The following is a 16,270-nucleotide window of genomic DNA, read 5'->3' on the forward strand; positions in this document are numbered from 1 at the left end:
TCAGAGGATCTCGAGATTGCGGTGCAGCTCGAACGGCGTGACCTGCGTGCGGTAGTCGCGCCACTCGGCCCGCTTGTTCGCCAGCACGTAGTTGTACACGTGCTCGCCGAGCGTGTCGGCGACGAGCTCGGACTCCTCCATGTACTCGATCGCGTGGTCGAGGCTCGCGGGCAGCGGCCGATAGCCGAGCGCCCGGCGCTCGCTGTCGGTCAGCGCCCACACGTCGTCCTCCGCTTCGGGCGGGAGCTCGTACCCCTCCTCGATGCCCTTCATGCCCGCCGCGAGCAGGAGGGAGAACGCCAGGTAGGGGTTCGCTGCGGAGTCGATCGCGCGGTACTCGACGCGAGCGCTCTGGCCCTTGTTCGGCTTGTACAGCGGCACGCGCACGAGCGCGGACCGGTTGTTGTGCCCCCAGCAGATGAAGCTCGGGGCCTCGTCGCCGCCCCAGAGGCGCTTGTACGAGTTGACGAACTGGTTCGTCACGGCCGAGATCTCGTTGGCGTGGCGCAGCAGTCCGGCGATGAACTGCCGGCCGATCTTGGAGAGCTGGTACTGCGCGCCCTGCTCGTAGAACGCGTTGGCATCGCCCTCGAAGAGGGAGAGGTGCGTGTGCATGCCCGAGCCCGGGTAGTGCGAGAAGGGCTTCGGCATGAAGGTCGCGTAGACGCCCTGCTCGATCGCCACCTCCTTCACGACCGTGCGGAAGGTCATGATGTTGTCGGCCGTCGTGAGCGCGTCGGCGTAGCGCAGGTCGATCTCGTTCTGGCCGGGGCCCGCCTCGTGGTGGCTGAACTCGACCGAGATGCCGAGGTCTTCGAGCATGCGGACCGAACGCCGGCGGAAGTCGTGCGCGGTGCCGCCGGGCACGTTGTCGAAGTAGCCCGCCGAGTCGACGGGCTGCGGGCCCTCGGGGCCGTACTTGCTCGACTTCAGCAGGTAGAACTCGATCTCGGGGTGCGTGTAGAACGTGAATCCGCGGTCGGCGGCGCGCGCCAGCGTGCGCTTCAGCACGTTGCGGGGGTCGGCAACGGCGGGCTCGCCGTCGGGCGTCGTGATGTCGCAGAACATGCGCGCGGTCGGGTCGATGTCGCCCCGCCACGGGAGGGTCTGGAACGTCGTGGGGTCGGGGTAGGCGAGCAGGTCGGACTCGAACGTGCGGCTGAGCCCCTCGATCGCCGAGCCGTCGAAGCCGATGCCCTCGGTGAACGCGCCCTCGACCTCGGCCGGCGCGATGGCGACCGACTTCAGGGTGCCGACGACGTCGGTGAACCAGAGCCTGACGAACTTGACCCCTCGTTCCTCGATGGTCCGAAGAACGAAGTCGCGCTGCTTGTCCATGCACACCCTTCCTCGATGCTCTTCAGCGTACTGGGTCGCGCCGCCCCGCCCCGCCGGGTGACGGCGCCCTGTGCGAGGATGACGACATGTCCGACACCGCATCCACCGACGCAGCGTCCGCAGGCGACTCCGCCGTTCCCGAGAACCCGTACGGCGGCGCGGCCGCGGTCACGGGCGGCCCGAAGCGAGTGCGCACCCGGCACTTCCAGAACGCCAAGCGCGAGGGCATCAAGATCACCGGGCTCACGAGCTACGACGCGCTCACGGCGCACATCTTCGACGAGGCCGGCATCGACTTCCTGCTCGTCGGCGATTCGGCGGGCAACAACGTGCTCGGCTACGAGACCACACTTCCGGTCACGGTCGACGAGCTCATCCCCCTCACCCGAGCCGTCGCGGGCGCCGTCCAGCGCGCGTTCGTCGTCGCCGACATGCCATTCGGGTCGTACGAGAACGGTCCCGACGAGGCCCTGCACACCGCCATCCGCTTCATGAAGGAGACGGGCGCGCACGCGGTCAAGCTCGAGGGCGGTGAGCGCAGCCACAAGCAGATCCGCCGCATCGTCGGTGCCGGCATCCCGGTGATGGCGCACATCGGCTACACGCCGCAGAGCGAGCACGGGCTCGGCGGCCACATCATCCAGGGTCGCGGCGAGGGCGTGAAGCAGCTGCTCGCCGACGCCGAGGCGGTGCAGGACGCCGGCGCGTTCGCCGTGGTGCTCGAGATGGTCCCCGCCGACGCGGCGCGACAGGTCACCGAGCGGCTGCACATCCCGACGATCTCGGTCGGCGGCGGCCCGCACTGCGACGGCCAGCTGCTCGTGTGGACCGACTGGGCTGGGTTGACCACCGGCCGCATCCCGAAGTTCGTGAAGCAGTACGCGAACCTCGCCGGCGTCCTCAGCGAAGCGGCGACCGCCTGGCGGGCCGATGTCGCGTCGGGGGCGTACCCGACCGAGGAGCATTCCTACTGAGAGGCACGGCTCGCAGCCGGCGCGCTCGTACGCGTGCCGGCGCGCGGCTCACTCCTCCGCGGCTTCCTCCTCGGCCCACTTGGCGCTGTTGGCCCGGAGGATCTCGAGGGCGTGCTCGGCCTCGGCGCGCGTCTCGAACGGCCCGACGCGCTCGACCGCCGGGGAGACCATCCCCTCCTCGACCTCGCCGGTGTTGAGGTTGTACCAGAACTGATGCTCGGCGTCCCGCGACATAGGCTGATCCTATGCCCAAGGACCCCGCCGGCCACGTGATCCCCGGCCGACCGTCGCCGATGCGCGCCGTTCCGGCGGCGATCGCCCGGCCCGAGTACGTCGGCCGTGCGGCGCCCTCGCCGAACACCGGCGGCGACCGCTACTCCCCCGACGAGATCGAGCTGATCCGGGCGGCCGGGCGTGTCGCGGCGGGCGCGATCGAGGCGGCCGCGGCGGCGATACGCCCGGGAGTCACCACCGACGAGCTCGACCGCATCGCCCACGAGTTCGTGGTCGCGCACGGCGCCTACCCGTCGACGCTCGGCTACCGCGGGTTTCCGAAGTCCTCGTGCACCTCGGTCAACGAGGTGATCTGCCACGGGATCCCCGACGACACCGTGCTCGAGGACGGCGACCTCGTGAACATCGACGTCACGGCGTACCTCGAGGGCTACCACGGCGACCTCAACCACACCTTCCTCGTCGGGGAGGCGAGCGAGGAGGCTCGCCTGCTCGTCGAGCGCACGCGCGAGGCACTCGCCCGCGGCATCCGCGCCGTCGCGCCCGGTCGGCAGGTGAACGTGATCGGGCGCGCGATCGAGTCGTACGCGAAGCGGTTCGGCTACGGCGTCGTGCGCGACTACACCGGCCACGGCGTGGGCCGCGCGTTCCACACCGGTCTCGTGATCCCCCATTACGACGCGCCCGAGGCGACGACCCTGCTCGAGCCCGGGATGGTGTTCACGATCGAGCCGATGCTCACGCTGGGCACGACCGAATGGGACCTCTGGGCCGACGACTGGACCGTGGTGACGCGCGACCGGTCGCTCACCGCGCAGTTCGAGCACACGCTCGTCGTCACCGAGCGCGGCGCCGAGATCCTGACCTTGCCCTGAACGCCGCCGGTGAGGCCCGCGATAGGGTGGCGCCATGGCGACTGAGCGTGCGATCGGCATCGACATCGGCGGCACGGGCATCAAGGGCGCGGTCGTCGACCTCGGCACCGGCGAGCTCCTCACCGAGCGCGTCAAGATCAAGACGCCCGCGGGCGGCCGGCCCGGCGACATCCTCGAGGCCACCGGACAGCTGCTCGCGATCATCGCAGGCCAGGGCCACACCTCGCTGCCGCTCGGGGTGTGCTTCCCCGCGATCGTCAAGCACGGCCGCACGCTCTCGGCGGCGAACATCTCCGACGAGTGGATCGGTCTCGAGGCGGAGCAGCTGTTCGAACGCGAACTCGGCAGCCCCATCCACTTCATCAACGACGCGGATGCCGCCGGCTACGCCGAATCGCAATTCGGCGCCGCGAAGGGCGAGCGCGGGCTCGCGATCCTGACCACGCTCGGCACCGGGATCGGCTCGGCCTTCCTGTATGACGGCGTGCTGGTGCCGAACACCGAGCTCGGCCACCTCGAGATCGACGGGCACGATGCGGAGGATCGCGCGGCGTACTCGGCCATGGAGCGCGAGCAGCTCTCGTGGGCGGCGTGGGCCGAGCGCCTGCAACGCTACTACTCGCACGTCGAGTTCCTGTTCTCGCCCGACCTGTTCGTCGTCGGCGGCGGCGTCTCCAAGCACCACCACGAGTTCCTGCCGCTGCTCTCGCTGGCGACCCCGATCGTCCCCGCGGCCTTCCGCAACAACGCCGGCCTGCTGGGCGCGGCGGCGCTCGCCGCCCGCTTCTAGCCGAGCGGCGCGAGGTGGGGTGCGAGCGGGCCGGCTGATACGCCGGGTTCTGTTCACCGGGCGCTTGCGCGACACCGGCTGGACGGCCATCTCTCTCGGAGCTGCGTCGCCGCAGCCCTCCAGCGGCCTACCCGGGAACGGGACGGGCCGCCCCATCGTTCCCTGTCTGGCCTTGCTCCGGACGAGGTTTACCGAGCCGACCGCGTCACCGCGGCCGCTGGTGGGCTCTTACCCCACCGTTTCACCCTTACCGCGGGCCGAGGCCCGTGGCGGTCTGCTTTCTGTGGCACTGTCTCGCGGGTCACCCCGGGTGGGCGTTACCCACCGTCCTGCCCTGCGGAGCCCGGACGTTCCTCGGCGCCCGATCGCTCGGACGACGCGGCCGTCTTGCCGACCCGCTCGCCCTTCCAGCGTACCCGAGGGCGCTCAGAGCCCCGACTCGTCGGTGCGCACGAGGATGCGATCGCACTCCGGGCACTGCACGACCTCGTCGGGAGCCGCGCGCCGCACCGCCTCGAGGTCGGACCCCGTGAGGGTCATCGTGCAGCCGCCGCAGGTGCGCTGCCGCAGCAGCGCGGCGCCGACGCCGCCGCCGCGGGCGCGACGCTGCTCGTAGAAGGCGAGCAGCTCGGCCGGAACGGTGCCCGCGACCGTGGTGCGGTCGCGCTCGGCCCCGTCGCGCTCCGTCGCGAGGCCGCCTGCGGCCTCGTCGCGCTCGCCCTCGAGGCGCGCGACGTCGGCGGCCACCTCGGCGCGCTCGGCGTCGATGTCGGCGACGTGCGCCTCGGCCGCCTCGACCTTCTCCATGACGACCAGCTCCTGGTCCTCGAGGTCGCTGAGGCGCTTGCGGAGCGAGACGAGCTCGGACTCGAGCGCCGCGACATCCTTCATCGATGAGGTGTGCGTGAGCCGCTCGCCGTCGCGTGCGATGCGCTTCTCGACGACCTCGACGTCGGACTCGATGCGGCCGAGCTCGGTGCGCGCGTCCTCGAGCGCGCCGACCGCCTCGGCGCGGCGCGTGCGCACGCCGGCGTCGCGGTCGGCGAGCGCGGTGAGCTCGGCCGTCTGCGGGAGCGAGCGGAGCCGGTGGGCGAGCTGCTGCAGGCGCGTGTCGATCGACTGGAGACGCAGCAGCTGCTGCTGGTCGGCGGGACTGGCCTTCACGTGGTGCTCCTCGTGGGGATGGGGGCGGGACGGGTCACTGCAGGACCTGGAAGTCCCACGGGTCGGTGCGGAGGTCGCTCACGGCGACCTCGAGGTCGGGGTGCGCGGCACGGAGCTCGGCGGCCGCAGCATCCAGCCACACCCACTCGCTCGCCCAGTGCGAGACGTCGATGAGCGCCGGGCCGCCGCCGAGCACGGCCTGCTCGCGCGCCTCGGATGCCGGGTGGTGGCGCAGGTCGGCGGTGACGTAGACGTCGGCGCCCTGCACGGCGGGGTGCGAGAGCAACGAGTCGCCCGCTCCGCCGCACACCGCGACGGTCTCGATCGGGTCGTCGAAACCGCCGGCCGCGCGCACGCCGCTCGCCGTGGGCGGCAGCACCTCGGCGAGGCGACGGGCCAGGCGGCCCAGGGTGGTCGGCTCGGCGAGGCGTCCGACGCGACCGAGGCCGCGCGCGGAATCCGTCGCACCGGGCACGATCGGGGTCGCGTCGACCAGGCCGAGCCGCTCGGCCAGGACGGCCGACGTGCCGGTCTCGACGACGTCGGCGTTGGTGTGCGCGGCGACGAGCGCGCAGTCGGCGCGGATGAGCCTCGCGAGCAGGGCGCCTTTGTAGCGGTCCTCGGCGATCGAGGTGACGCCCCGGAGGAGCAGCGGATGGTGCGCGACGAGCACGTCGGCGCCGGCGGCGACGGCCTCGTCGACGGTCGCGGCGACCGCGTCGACCGCGAGCACGACCCGGGATACCTCGCGCGCCGGGTCTCCGGTCACGAGCCCCGGTGCATCCCACGGCTCGGCGCCGGACACGGGCCAGAGTCGCTCCACGGTCGCGAGCAGGTCGGCGAGGGGAACGGGCACCCGCCCAGCCTAGCGCCGCGCATCGCCGGTTCCGGGGCGTCGAGGTCGTTCGGGTGGGCCCTGCCGGGCTCGAACCGACGACATCCACGGTGTAAGCGTGGCGCTCTACCAACTGAGCTAAAGGCCCCTCGCCGCGCCGGGCCGGTGGGCCCGCAGTGCGGCGCACGCCCATGGTATCCGAGCGGGCCTAGACTCACGGGCATGGAGGTGGCGACGCGGCATCCGAGCCGGACCGCCGAGCCCGAGTACCGCTGGCCGGCGGTGCTAGCGCTGCTGGCGGCGCTCGCGTTGTACGCGCTGCTGCCGAACACGCTCGTCGGCGTGCAGCGCTTCGTGATCGTCGGCGCGGGCCTCGCGTTCCTCGTCACGATCTCGATCGTCAACCCGCACCGGCTGGTCCGCCAGCCGAGGTGGTACCGGATCGTCTCCGTCGGGTTCGCCCTGCTCCTCGTGCTCGTCAACCAGGTCGCGCTGGTCGTAATCGTCTCCAAGCTCATCGGCGGGCATCACGACGCCCCCGGCCTCCTGCTCGCCGCCCTCCAGGTCTGGGTCGCGAACGTCATCGGGTTCGCGCTGCTGTTCTGGGAACTGGACCGCGGCGGCCCGGTCGTGCGCACGACCTGGGCGCGGACCGAACTGCCGGCGGCCGACCTGCGTTTTCCCCAGGACGAGGACCACGACGCCGTGGCCGAGGTGGCGGCGCGGTCCTCCGCGATCATGGACTGGACGCCCCGGTTCGTCGACTACTTCTACACCTCGCTGTCGAACAGCATGGCCTTCAGCGCCAGCGACGCCATCCCCCTCTCGCAGCGCATGAAGCTGCTGATGGGCCTGCAGGCGTTCGGCGGCTTCGTGATCCTCGCGCTCGTCATCGCCCGGTCGGTCGGCATCCTCGGCTGAGACCGGACGCGCCGCCACGCGGCATCCGCTCGACGTCGTCGTCAGCCCAGCGCGGAGAGGGCCTCGCGGTACGCGGAAACGGGGCGCGCCTCGCCCGGGCCGGTCGCGAACGACGAACGGATGACCCCGTCGGCGCCGATCGCGAACGACGCCCGCGTGGCGTACCCGGCGCGCTCGTCGAATGCACCGTACGCGCGGGCGACCGCGCCGTGCGGCCAGAAGTCCGACAGCAGGGTCACGCCGACGCCCTCGGCCTCGCCCCAGGCCCGGAGCGCGTACTTCGCGTCGACGGAGGCCACGAGCAGTTCGGCTCCGGCCGTCTCGAACAGGTCGGCGTGCGCGTCGAGCTCGCGCAGCTCGCCAGTGCACGTGCGCGAGAACGCGAAGGGCACGAACACGAGCACGACGGGACGGAGGCCGCGCCGATCGGCGAGCCGCTGCGGGGCGCCGTGCTGGTCGGGCAGGTCGAATTCGGGCGCGAGGGCGCCGGGGCCGAGGATCACGTGCGCCTCCTGACGACCGGGTCGGGACGCGCGCCAGCCTAGCCCCGTCACAGCGGCCGTAGAATCACTAGGATGGCGTGGTGCCCGCGACCGTGACCCGGTCGCTTCGTCGTGCGCACGCACCGACGAGACGGCACGATCTGCTGAAGAGAGAGGTCGCGTGTGACTGTCAACGACCAGGACCCGTACTCGGTCGAGGCGATGGACTCCGATCCGGAGGAGACCAACGAGTGGGCCGAGTCCCTCGACGCCCTCGTCGCGGAGAAGGGCCACCAGCGCGGGCGTGAGATCATGCTCAGCCTGCTCAAGCGCTCCAAGGAGCTGCACCTGGGCGTGCCGATGGTGCCGACCACGGACTACCTGAACACGATCGCCCCCGAGAACGAGCCCGAGTTCCCCGGCGACGAGGAGATCGAGCGTCGTTTCCGCGCGTGGATCCGCTGGAACGCGGCCATGCTGGTGCACCGCTCGCAGCGCCCCGGCATCGCGGTCGGCGGCCACATCTCCACGTACGCGTCGTCGGCGGCGCTCTACGAGGTCGGGTTCAACCACTTCTTCCGCGGCCAGGACCACCCCGGCGGCGGCGACCAGATCTTCGTCCAGGGCCACGCCTCCCCCGGCACCTACGCGCGTGCCTTCCTCGAGGGCCGGCTCACCGCCGACCAGCTCGACGGCTTCCGGCAGGAGAAGTCGCACGCGCCGAACGGCCTCTCGTCGTACCCGCATCCGCGGCTCATGCCCGAGTTCTGGCAGTTCCCCACCGTGTCGATGGGCCTCGGGCCGATCAACGCGATCTACCAGGCCCAGGCCAACAAGTACCTCACCAACCGCGGCATCAAGGACGCCTCCGACCAGCACGTCTGGGCCTTCCTCGGCGACGGCGAGATGGACGAGGTCGAGAGCCGCGGCCAGCTCCAGGTCGCCGCGAACGAGGGCCTCGACAACCTCACGTTCGTCATCAACGCGAACCTGCAGCGGCTCGACGGCCCGGTGCGGGGCAACGGCAAGATCATCCAGGAGCTCGAGAGCTTCTTCCGCGGCGCCGGATGGAACGTCATCAAGGTCGTCTGGGGCCGCGAGTGGGACGACCTGCTCGCGCGCGACCACGACGGGGCGCTGCGCAACCTCATGAACGTCACGCCCGACGGCGACTACCAGACCTACAAGGCGGAGTCCGGCGCGTACGTGCGCGAGAACTTCTTCGGCCGCGATCCGCGCGCGCTCGAGCTCGTCAAGGACCTCACCGACGACCAGGTCTGGGGCCTCAAGCGCGGCGGCCACGACTACCGCAAGGTGTACGCCGCCTTCAAGGCCGCCATGGAGCACAAGGGCCAGCCGACCGTCATCATCGCGAAGACGATCAAGGGCTACGGCCTCGGTCCCGCCTTCGAGGGCCGCAACGCGACCCACCAGATGAAGAAGATGACGCTCGACAACCTGAAGACCTTCAGGGACACGATGCGCATCCCGATCTCCGACGCGCAGCTCGAGGAGAACCCCTACCTCCCGCCGTACTACCACCCCGGCAACGACGACGAGGCGATCCGCTACATGCACGAGCGGCGTCGCGAACTCGGCGGCTACCTGCCCGAGCGGCGCGCGACGCACACGCCGATCTCGCTGCCCGACGACTCGGCGTACGCGATCGCGAAGAAGGGCTCCGGCACGCAGGAGATCGCCACGACGATGGCGTTCGTCCGGCTGCTGAAGGACCTCATGCGCTCGAAGGACTTCGGCAACCGCATCGTGCCGATCATCCCCGACGAGGCCCGCACCTTCGGCATGGACGCCTTCTTCCCGAACGCCAAGATCTACAACCCGAACGGCCAGCACTACACCTCGGTCGACCGCGAGCTGCTCCTGGCCTACAAGGAGAGCCCGCAGGGCCAGATCATCCACGTCGGCATCAACGAGGCCGGTGCGCTCGCCGCGTTCACCGCGGTCGGCACGTCGTACTCGACTCAGGGCGAGCCGCTCATCCCGATCTACGTGTTCTACTCGATGTTCGGGTTCCAGCGCACGGGCGACGCGATCTGGGCGGCCGGCGACCAGATGACCCGCGGTTTCATGATCGGCGCCACCGCGGGCCGCACCACGCTCACCGGCGAGGGCCTGCAGCACGCCGACGGCCACTCGCCGCTGATCGCGGCGACGAACCCGGCGGTCGTCTCGTACGACCCGGCCTACGGGTACGAGATCGGGCACATCGTCCACTCGGGCCTCGACCGGATGTACGGCGGCAACCACCCCGACCCGAACGTCATGTACTACCTCACGGTCTACAACGAGCCGCTGGTGCAGCCGGCCGAGCCCGAGGGCGTCGACGTCGAGGGCATCGTCCGCGGCATCCACCGGGTCGCCGAATCGCACGGCGACGGGCCGAAGGCGCAGCTGCTCGCGTCGGGCGTCGCGGTGCCGTGGATCCTCGAGGCGCAGCAGCTGCTCGCCGAGCACTGGGGCGTGTCCGCCGACGTGTGGTCGGTGACCAGCTGGGGCGAGCTCAACCGCGACGGACTCGCGGTCGACGAGCACAACTTCCTGCACCCCGACGCCGAGCGCCGCGTTCCGTACCTCACGCAGAAGCTCGCCGGAGCCCGCGGACCGTTCGTCGCGGTGTCCGACTACATGCGCGCGGTGCAGGAGCAGATCCGTCCGTACGTCCCCGGCCAGTACGCCACGCTCGGCGCCGACGGCTTCGGCTTCTCGGACACGCGTCCGGCGGCCCGCCGCTACTTCAAGATCGACGGCCCCTCGGTGGTGGTTCGCACCCTCGAGCTGCTCGCCGACCGCGGCGAGGTCGACCGTGCGCTGCCCGGCCAGGCGATCGAGAAGTACCGGCTCCACGACGTGAACGCGGGCACGACCGGCACCGCCGGCGGCGAGAGCTAGCAGGCGTTCCGACGGTGGCGACGAAGCCCAGGACCAAGGCGGAGACCCTCGCGTGGTTGCGCACCATCTCGGGTGAGCTGTCCACGCAGACGCTCAAGCGTCTCGAGGACACGCTGCCCTGGTACGGCGAGATGCCGCCGAGCCGGCGCTCGGCGGTCGGGCTCGTGGCGCAGGCGGGCATCACCTCGTTCATCTCCTGGTTCGACGATCCGCGGTCGACGCCGTGGATCGCGGCCGACGTGTTCGGCGCGGCGCCCCGGGAACTGCTGCGATCCGTGAGCTTGCAGCAGACGCTGCAGCTCATCCGCGTCACCGTCGAGGTCGTCGAGGAGCGGGTCAAGGACGGCGGCGAGCTGCTGCGGGAGTCGATCCTGCTCTACTCGCGCGAGATCGCCTTCGCGGCCGCCGACGTCTACGCTCGTGCGGCCGAGGCGCGCGGCCTCTGGGACGCGCGCCTCGAGGCGCTCGTCGTCGACTCGATCCTCTCGGGCGAGTACGACGACGAGCTGCCGAGCCGCATCGCGGCCCTCGGCTGGCATGGCCACGGCGAGGTCGCGGTGCTCGTGGGCACGGCGCCGAAGCTGTTCGACGTCGACCAGGTCCGCCGGGCGGCCCGTCACATGCAGGCCGACGTCCTCGTGGGCGTGCAGGGCAATCGGCTCGTCGTCGTCATCGGCCGCGCCGACCCGCGCGGACCCGAGGGCGAGGAATCGGTCGGCACCGCGCCGGCGCTGACGTTCATGGAGATCGCGACCCAGCTCGAGCCGCACTTCGGCGCGGGGCACCTCGTGCTCGGGCACGAGGTCGCGAACCTCGTCGACGCCGGCAAGAGCGCGAAGGCGGCCCTCGCGGGCTTCGCGGTGGCGCGGTCGTGGCGGCACGCGCCGCGGCCGGTGCATGCCGACGACCTGCTGCCCGAGCGCGCGCTGGCGGGCGACCCGCTCGCGCGCGCGACCCTCGTGCACCGCATCTACCGGCCGCTGCAGGCGCACTCGACCGAATTGCTCACGACGCTCTGGAGCTACCTCGACAACGGCCGCTCGCTCGAGGCGACGGCGCGCGAGCTGTTCGTCCACCCGAACACCGTCCGGTACCGCCTGAAGCGCGTCTCCGACGTCATCGGGTGGGATGCCACGGGCGCGCGCGAGGCGCTCATCCTGCAGTCGGCGCTGATCATCGGGTCGATGAGCGACCACGACGCGGCGCCGCGCCGCCGGCCCTCGAGTTGACCACACGTATGTGTCGTCGGCACAACGGCATCCTGGATACCTTGTCGCGAGTGCACACACACGACCCTCGCCGGATTGGCAGACTGGAGCGGTGATCGTCGTCGTCTGCCCTGGACAGGGCTCCCAGACCCCCGGTTTCCTCGCTCCCTGGCTCGCCGAGCCCGCGTTCGCCGACCGCCTGGCCGGCCTCTCCGACGCCGCGGGCATCGACCTGGCGCTGCACGGGACCGAGAGCGACGCCGACACCATCCGCGACACCGCGATCGCCCAGCCGCTCATCGTCGCCGCCGGGATCCTGACCTTCGGCGCGCTGATCGACGGCGGCCGTGCCGCGCGGCTCGGCGGCGTGGCCGGTCACTCGGTCGGCGAGATCACGGCGGCCGCCGCGACCGGCGTCCTCGCCGACGCCGATGCGATGCGCTTCGTCGCCGCGCGCGGCCGTGCCATGGCCGATGCCGCTGCGCTCGCGCCCACGGGCATGAGCGCGGTGATCGGCGCCGACGAGGCCGACCTGCTCGCCCGCCTCGAGGCGCTCGGCCTCGAGCCCGCGAACTTCAACGGCGGCGGCCAGGTCGTCGTCGCCGGAGCCGTCGAGGCGCTCGAGCAGCTCAAGGCCGAGCCCCCCGCTGGGGCGCGCGTCATTCCGCTGCAGGTCGCCGGCGCGTTCCACACGCGGTACATGCAGCCCGCACGCGAGCGCCTCGCCGACGTCGCGGCCTCGTTCGACGTCTCCGACCCCGGCATCACCCTCTGGACCAACCGCGACGGCTCGCAGGTCGCCTCGGGCGCCGAGTTCCTCGACCTGCTCGTGGGCCAGGTCGCCTCGCCCGTCCGCTGGGACCGCTGCATGGACTCGTTCGCCGCGGCCGGCGTCACCGGCCTCATCGAGCTCGCGCCGGCCGGCGCGCTCGTCGGGCTGGCCAAGCGCGCACTCAAGGGCGTGCCGACCGTCGCCGTCAAGACGCCCGACGACCTGCCCGCCGCGATCGAGCTGCTCGAGCAGGCCGCGTAACCCACCCCGATCCCGACGAGAGAACGCATGACGCACCCCACGCTCACCCAGTCGCACGGACCCGCCTTCACCCGCCTCTACTCCGTGGGTGCGGCCCGCGGCGAGAACGCCGTGCCGAACGACGACCTGGTCGGCCCGATCGACTCCTCCGACGAGTGGATCCGCCAGCGCACCGGCATCGTCACGAGGGTCCGCGCGGGAGCCGACGTGCTCGCGGTCGACCTCGCGACCGACGCTGGGCGCGAGGCGATCGAGCGGTCCGGCATCCCGGCCGACCGGATCGACCTCGTGATCGTCGCGACCATCTCGAACGTGCAGCAGACGCCGTCGATCGCGGCGGTCGTCGCCGACCGCGTGGGGGCGAACCCCGCGGCGGCCTACGACATGAACGCGGCATGCGCCGGCTACGCGTACGCCGTCGCACAGGCCGACGCGCTCATCCGCGCCGGCGCCGCGCACTACGCGCTCGTGATCGGCGCCGAGAAGCTCTCCGACGTGGTCGACCCGACCGACCGGACGATCTCGTTCCTGCTCGGCGACGGCGCCGGCGCGGTCGTGGTGGGGCCCAGCGAGGAGCCCGGCATCGGCGCCACGGTCTGGGGCTCCGACGGCTCCAAGGCCGGCGCGGTCGGCATGAACCACACGCTCATCGAGTACCGCGAGGGTGGGGCGGAGTGGCCGACGCTCCGGCAGGAGGGCCAGACCGTCTTCCGCTGGGCCGTCTGGGACATGGCCAAGGTCGCCAAGGAGGCGCTGGATGCCGCGGGCATCACCGCCGACGACCTCGCCGCGTTCATCCCGCACCAGGCGAACATGCGTATCATCGACCAGTTCGCCAAGCAGCTGAAGCTGCCCGAGTCGGTCGTGATCGCACGCGACATCGTGACGACCGGCAACACGTCGGCGGCCTCCATCCCGCTCGCGATGCACCGACTGCTCGAGGAGAACCCCGAGCTCTCCGGGGGCCTCGCCCTCCAGATCGGCTTCGGCGCCGGACTCGTGTTCGGCGCCCAAGTGGTGGTTCTGCCCTGAGCCGCCGATCCCCGTCCATCTAGACTGTGTCTCGGTCATACGACGAGACACCCCTGCAAGGAGAAGAACCATGGCATTGTCCCGCGACGAAGTGCTTGCCGGCCTGGCCGAGCTGATCAACGACGAGACCGGTATCGCGACCGACACGGTCGAGGCGGACAAGTCGTTCACCGACGACCTCGACATCGACTCCATCTCGATGATGACGATCGTCGTCAACGCCGAGGAGAAGTTCGACGTGAAGATCCCCGACGAAGAGGTCAAGAACCTCAAGACCGTCGGCGACGCCGTCGACTTCATCGTCGGCGCCCAGGCCTAGAGACGAACGGACGGGTCGGCGCGAGCCGACCCGTCTGTCGTCCCGCCCCCACGGGAGTGATTTCGTATGACCAAGAAGATCGTGATCACGGGCATCGGTGCGACCACGCCGATCGGCGGCACCGCCCGTGACAGCTGGAAGGCCCTGCTCGCTGGCGAGTCCGGCGCGCGCACCATCGAGCAGGACTGGGTGGCGAAGTACGAGCTGCCCGTGACCTTCGCCGCGACCGCCAAGGTTCCCGCGGCCGACGTGCTCGAACGGCACGAGGTCAAGCGGCTCGACCCGTCGAGCCAGTTCGCGCTGATCGCGGGCCGCGAGGCCTGGGCCGACGCCGGGGCACCCCACGTCGAGCCCGAGCGACTGGCCGTCGACTGGGCGACCGGCATCGGCGGCGTGTGGACCCTGCTCGATGCGTGGGACACCCTGCGCGAGCGCGGGCCGCGCCGAGTGCTGCCCATGACCGTCCCGATGCTCATGCCGAACGGGCCGGGCGCCGCCGTCGGAATGGACCTGCACGCCCGAGCCGGCATCCGCACCGTCGTCTCGGCGTGCGCGTCGAGCACCGAGTCGCTCGTGAACGCCTGGGAGCACCTGCAGGACGGCGTCGCCGACGTCGTCATCGCGGGCGGTTCCGAGTCGGCCATCCACCCCATCACCATCGCGTCGTTCAACTCGATGCAGGCGCTGTCGCGCCGCAACGACGACCCGGCGATCGCGTCGCGCCCGTACGACGTCGGCCGCGACGGCTTCGTGATGGGCGAGGGGGGTGCCGCGCTCGTCCTCGAGACCGAGGAGCACGCGAAGGCCCGCGGCGCGCGCATCTACGCCGAGCTGCTCGGCGGCGCGATCACGAGCGACGCGTACCACATCACGGCGCCCGACCCCGAGGGGTCCGCGGCGGCCCGTGCCATGAAGGCCGCGATCGAGGGTGCCGGTGCGAACCTGACCGACGTCGTGCACGTCAACGCGCACGCCACGAGCACGCCCGTCGGCGACATCGCCGAGTACAACGCGCTGCGCCGGGTCTTCGGCGACCACCTCGACGAGATCGCGGTCACCGCGACGAAGGCCTCGACCGGGCACCTGCTCGGCGGTGCCGGCGCGATCGAGGCGATCTTCACGGTCCTCGCGCTCCACGAGCGCACGGTCCCGCCGACGATCAACCTCACCGATCAGGACGCCGAGATCGCGCTCGACGTGGTGACCTCGCCGCGCGCCCTGGGCGACGGCGACCTCGTGGCGATCAGCAACTCGTTCGGCTTCGGCGGTCACAACGCCGTCGCCGCGTTCCGCAGCGTCTGACCTGCGAGCGGATGCCGCGGCATCCGTCACCCGGACGTGCATCGGGCCCCGGTCGCCTCACGGCGCCGGGGCCCGATGCATCGCCGCGGCGGTTACGGTCGTGCGCTACCGGGACGGAGTCGACCGGCGAACGCGTCGCGCCACCTGGCGGCGGGTCTCATCCCACGCGGTGCAGCCAGACCACGGGCGCGAAGTCGCTGGCGTGCCGGAACGGCTCGAGCTCGTCGTCCCACGCCTGCCCGAGCGCGAGGCGCAGCTCGCGGTGGAGCTCGGCCGCGTCGAACGCGGCGACCTCCATCGCGTAGCGGATGCGATCTTCGGGGACGACCATGTTGCCGGCGGCGTCGGTCTGCGCGTAGAAGACGCCGAGCTCGGGGGTGTGCATCCAGCGCGCGCCGTCGGAGCCCGCGCCCGGGTCCTCGCTCACCTCGAACCGGAGCTGCTCCCAACCTCGCAGGGCCGACGCGATCCGGGCCCCGGTTCCGGGCTCCCCCGTCCAGGAGAACTCGGCGCGCATGGTTCCGGGCAGCACGGGCTGCTCGGCCCAGTCGAAGTTGACGGCCGTGCCGATCGCACGGCCTGCCGCCCACTCGACATGCGGGCAGAGCGCCCGCTGCGACGAATGCACGAACAGCATTCCTCGCGCGGCGCGTACGGCCCGCGTGACCTGCTCCGCCATCTCCTGCTCCGTTCTCGTGAGGTGCGTCTTCCCCTACGACCTCGGAAACGTGCGGGCTCGGCGTGAGCGCGAGTATTCGATTGGCGACGACGAGTCGTCAGGTCGAGTATGCCCGCAACTGCGCTGGAATCACAAGGGACAGGCCGGTGAACGCCGCTAAACTGCTCACCGGGT

At 71.4% G+C, this 16,270-nt stretch carries 16 protein-coding genes, 1 tRNA gene and 1 other RNA gene; 10 read left to right on the plus strand and 8 right to left on the minus strand.

Translation table 11 applies throughout. The annotated features are described in order from the left end of the window. Window positions 1-1,338 carry a glutamine synthetase family protein gene (locus AC3RKB_RS17675; protein ID WP_491437613.1) on the minus strand — a complete coding sequence of 446 codons (1,338 nt, stop codon included), beginning with the start codon at window positions 1,336-1,338 and terminating at the stop codon, window positions 1-3. A gap of 86 nt (window positions 1,339-1,424) precedes the next feature. On the opposite strand from AC3RKB_RS17675, the gene panB reads away from it, so the two are divergent. Next, window positions 1,425-2,312, plus strand: a complete 888-nt coding sequence (panB, locus tag AC3RKB_RS17680; protein WP_491437614.1) for a 3-methyl-2-oxobutanoate hydroxymethyltransferase — start codon at window positions 1,425-1,427, stop codon at window positions 2,310-2,312. 48 nt (window positions 2,313-2,360) lie between these two features. Here the strand turns inward: panB and AC3RKB_RS17685 are convergent, their stop codons facing one another. Further along, window positions 2,361-2,546: an SPOR domain-containing protein gene (locus AC3RKB_RS17685; protein WP_465542743.1), complete on the minus strand. Its 186-nt coding sequence runs from the start codon at window positions 2,544-2,546 to the stop codon at window positions 2,361-2,363. An 11-nt stretch (window positions 2,547-2,557) separates the two neighbouring features. Here AC3RKB_RS17685 and map point away from each other — a divergent pair, with 11 nt between their 5' ends. After that, on the plus strand, window positions 2,558-3,421 hold the full coding sequence (gene map / locus AC3RKB_RS17690) for a type I methionyl aminopeptidase (RefSeq protein ID WP_491437615.1): 864 nt from the start codon (window positions 2,558-2,560) through the stop codon (window positions 3,419-3,421). Between the two features lie 34 nt (window positions 3,422-3,455). Beyond that, window positions 3,456-4,211, plus strand: a complete 756-nt coding sequence (gene ppgK / locus AC3RKB_RS17695; protein WP_491437617.1) for a polyphosphate--glucose phosphotransferase — start codon at window positions 3,456-3,458, stop codon at window positions 4,209-4,211. Window positions 4,212-4,233: 22 nt separating this feature from the next. Here ppgK and rnpB read toward each other — a convergent pair. From rnpB to AC3RKB_RS17715, 4 genes are all read right to left on the minus strand, one after another. After that, an RNA gene (rnpB, locus tag AC3RKB_RS17700) (RNase P RNA component class A) lies at window positions 4,234-4,609 on the minus strand. Between the two features lie 28 nt (window positions 4,610-4,637). Next, window positions 4,638-5,375 carry a zinc ribbon domain-containing protein gene (locus AC3RKB_RS17705; RefSeq protein ID WP_491437619.1) on the minus strand — a complete coding sequence of 246 codons (738 nt, stop codon included), beginning with the start codon at window positions 5,373-5,375 and terminating at the stop codon, window positions 4,638-4,640. Between the two features lie 34 nt (window positions 5,376-5,409). Next, on the minus strand, window positions 5,410-6,231 hold the full coding sequence (locus AC3RKB_RS17710) for a Nif3-like dinuclear metal center hexameric protein (protein WP_491437620.1): 822 nt from the start codon (window positions 6,229-6,231) through the stop codon (window positions 5,410-5,412). Window positions 6,232-6,285: 54 nt separating this feature from the next. Then, window positions 6,286-6,358 (minus strand) — tRNA-Val (locus tag AC3RKB_RS17715). Window positions 6,359-6,432: 74 nt separating this feature from the next. On the opposite strand from AC3RKB_RS17715, the gene AC3RKB_RS17720 reads away from it, so the two are divergent. Beyond that, window positions 6,433-7,131: a hypothetical protein gene (locus AC3RKB_RS17720; RefSeq protein WP_491437621.1), complete on the plus strand. Its 699-nt coding sequence runs from the start codon at window positions 6,433-6,435 to the stop codon at window positions 7,129-7,131. 41 nt (window positions 7,132-7,172) lie between these two features. Here AC3RKB_RS17720 and AC3RKB_RS17725 read toward each other — a convergent pair whose 3' ends face one another. Continuing rightward, window positions 7,173-7,634 (minus strand): peroxiredoxin, encoded by a 462-nt coding sequence (locus tag AC3RKB_RS17725; protein WP_491437622.1) that lies wholly within the window; start codon window positions 7,632-7,634, stop codon window positions 7,173-7,175. Between the two features lie 162 nt (window positions 7,635-7,796). On the opposite strand from AC3RKB_RS17725, the gene aceE reads away from it, so the two are divergent. The 6 genes from aceE to AC3RKB_RS17755 all read left to right on the plus strand — a co-directional run bounded on the left by aceE (window position 7,797) and on the right by AC3RKB_RS17755 (window position 15,417). Beyond that, window positions 7,797-10,523, plus strand: a complete 2,727-nt coding sequence (gene aceE, locus AC3RKB_RS17730) for a pyruvate dehydrogenase (acetyl-transferring), homodimeric type (protein WP_491437623.1) — start codon at window positions 7,797-7,799, stop codon at window positions 10,521-10,523. Window positions 10,524-10,537: 14 nt separating this feature from the next. Further along, on the plus strand, window positions 10,538-11,752 hold the full coding sequence (locus AC3RKB_RS17735; protein ID WP_491437624.1) for a PucR family transcriptional regulator: 1,215 nt from the start codon (window positions 10,538-10,540) through the stop codon (window positions 11,750-11,752). A 91-nt stretch (window positions 11,753-11,843) separates the two neighbouring features. After that, window positions 11,844-12,764, plus strand: coding sequence for an ACP S-malonyltransferase (locus tag AC3RKB_RS17740; protein WP_491437625.1), 921 nt, complete (start codon window positions 11,844-11,846; stop codon window positions 12,762-12,764). A 27-nt stretch (window positions 12,765-12,791) separates the two neighbouring features. Further along, entirely contained in the window at window positions 12,792-13,796 is a 1,005-nt protein-coding gene (locus AC3RKB_RS17745; protein WP_491437626.1) for a beta-ketoacyl-ACP synthase III, read from the plus strand. Window positions 13,797-13,866: 70 nt separating this feature from the next. Further along, window positions 13,867-14,115, plus strand: coding sequence for an acyl carrier protein (locus AC3RKB_RS17750; protein WP_491437627.1), 249 nt, complete (start codon window positions 13,867-13,869; stop codon window positions 14,113-14,115). Window positions 14,116-14,181: 66 nt separating this feature from the next. Beyond that, entirely contained in the window at window positions 14,182-15,417 is a 1,236-nt protein-coding gene (locus AC3RKB_RS17755) for a beta-ketoacyl-[acyl-carrier-protein] synthase family protein (RefSeq protein WP_491437628.1), read from the plus strand. Between the two features lie 157 nt (window positions 15,418-15,574). Here AC3RKB_RS17755 and AC3RKB_RS17760 read toward each other — a convergent pair whose 3' ends face one another. Then, on the minus strand, window positions 15,575-16,096 hold the full coding sequence (locus AC3RKB_RS17760) for a DUF3145 domain-containing protein (RefSeq protein WP_491437629.1): 522 nt from the start codon (window positions 16,094-16,096) through the stop codon (window positions 15,575-15,577). Between the last annotated feature and the right edge of the window lie 174 nt (window positions 16,097-16,270).

This window comes from Agromyces capsici, assembly GCF_058349965.1.

Excerpts from the sequence above, each read along its gene's own strand:
- AC3RKB_RS17675 (WP_491437613.1), bottom strand. The coding sequence starts at position 1,338 with ATGGACAAGCAGCGCGACTTCGTTCTTCGGACCATCGAGGAACGAGGG.
- AC3RKB_RS17720 (WP_491437621.1), top strand. The coding sequence starts at position 6,433 with ATGGAGGTGGCGACGCGGCATCCGAGCCGGACCGCCGAGCCCGAGTAC.
- ppgK (WP_491437617.1), top strand. The coding sequence starts at position 3,456 with ATGGCGACTGAGCGTGCGATCGGCATCGACATCGGCGGCACGGGCATC.
- panB (WP_491437614.1), top strand. The coding sequence starts at position 1,425 with ATGTCCGACACCGCATCCACCGACGCAGCGTCCGCAGGCGACTCCGCC.
- AC3RKB_RS17745 (WP_491437626.1), top strand. The coding sequence starts at position 12,792 with ATGACGCACCCCACGCTCACCCAGTCGCACGGACCCGCCTTCACCCGC.
- AC3RKB_RS17760 (WP_491437629.1), bottom strand. The coding sequence starts at position 16,096 with ATGGCGGAGCAGGTCACGCGGGCCGTACGCGCCGCGCGAGGAATGCTG.
- AC3RKB_RS17750 (WP_491437627.1), top strand. The coding sequence starts at position 13,867 with ATGGCATTGTCCCGCGACGAAGTGCTTGCCGGCCTGGCCGAGCTGATC.
- AC3RKB_RS17755 (WP_491437628.1), top strand. The coding sequence starts at position 14,182 with ATGACCAAGAAGATCGTGATCACGGGCATCGGTGCGACCACGCCGATC.
- AC3RKB_RS17685 (WP_465542743.1), bottom strand. The coding sequence starts at position 2,546 with ATGTCGCGGGACGCCGAGCATCAGTTCTGGTACAACCTCAACACCGGC.
- map (WP_491437615.1), top strand. The coding sequence starts at position 2,558 with ATGCCCAAGGACCCCGCCGGCCACGTGATCCCCGGCCGACCGTCGCCG.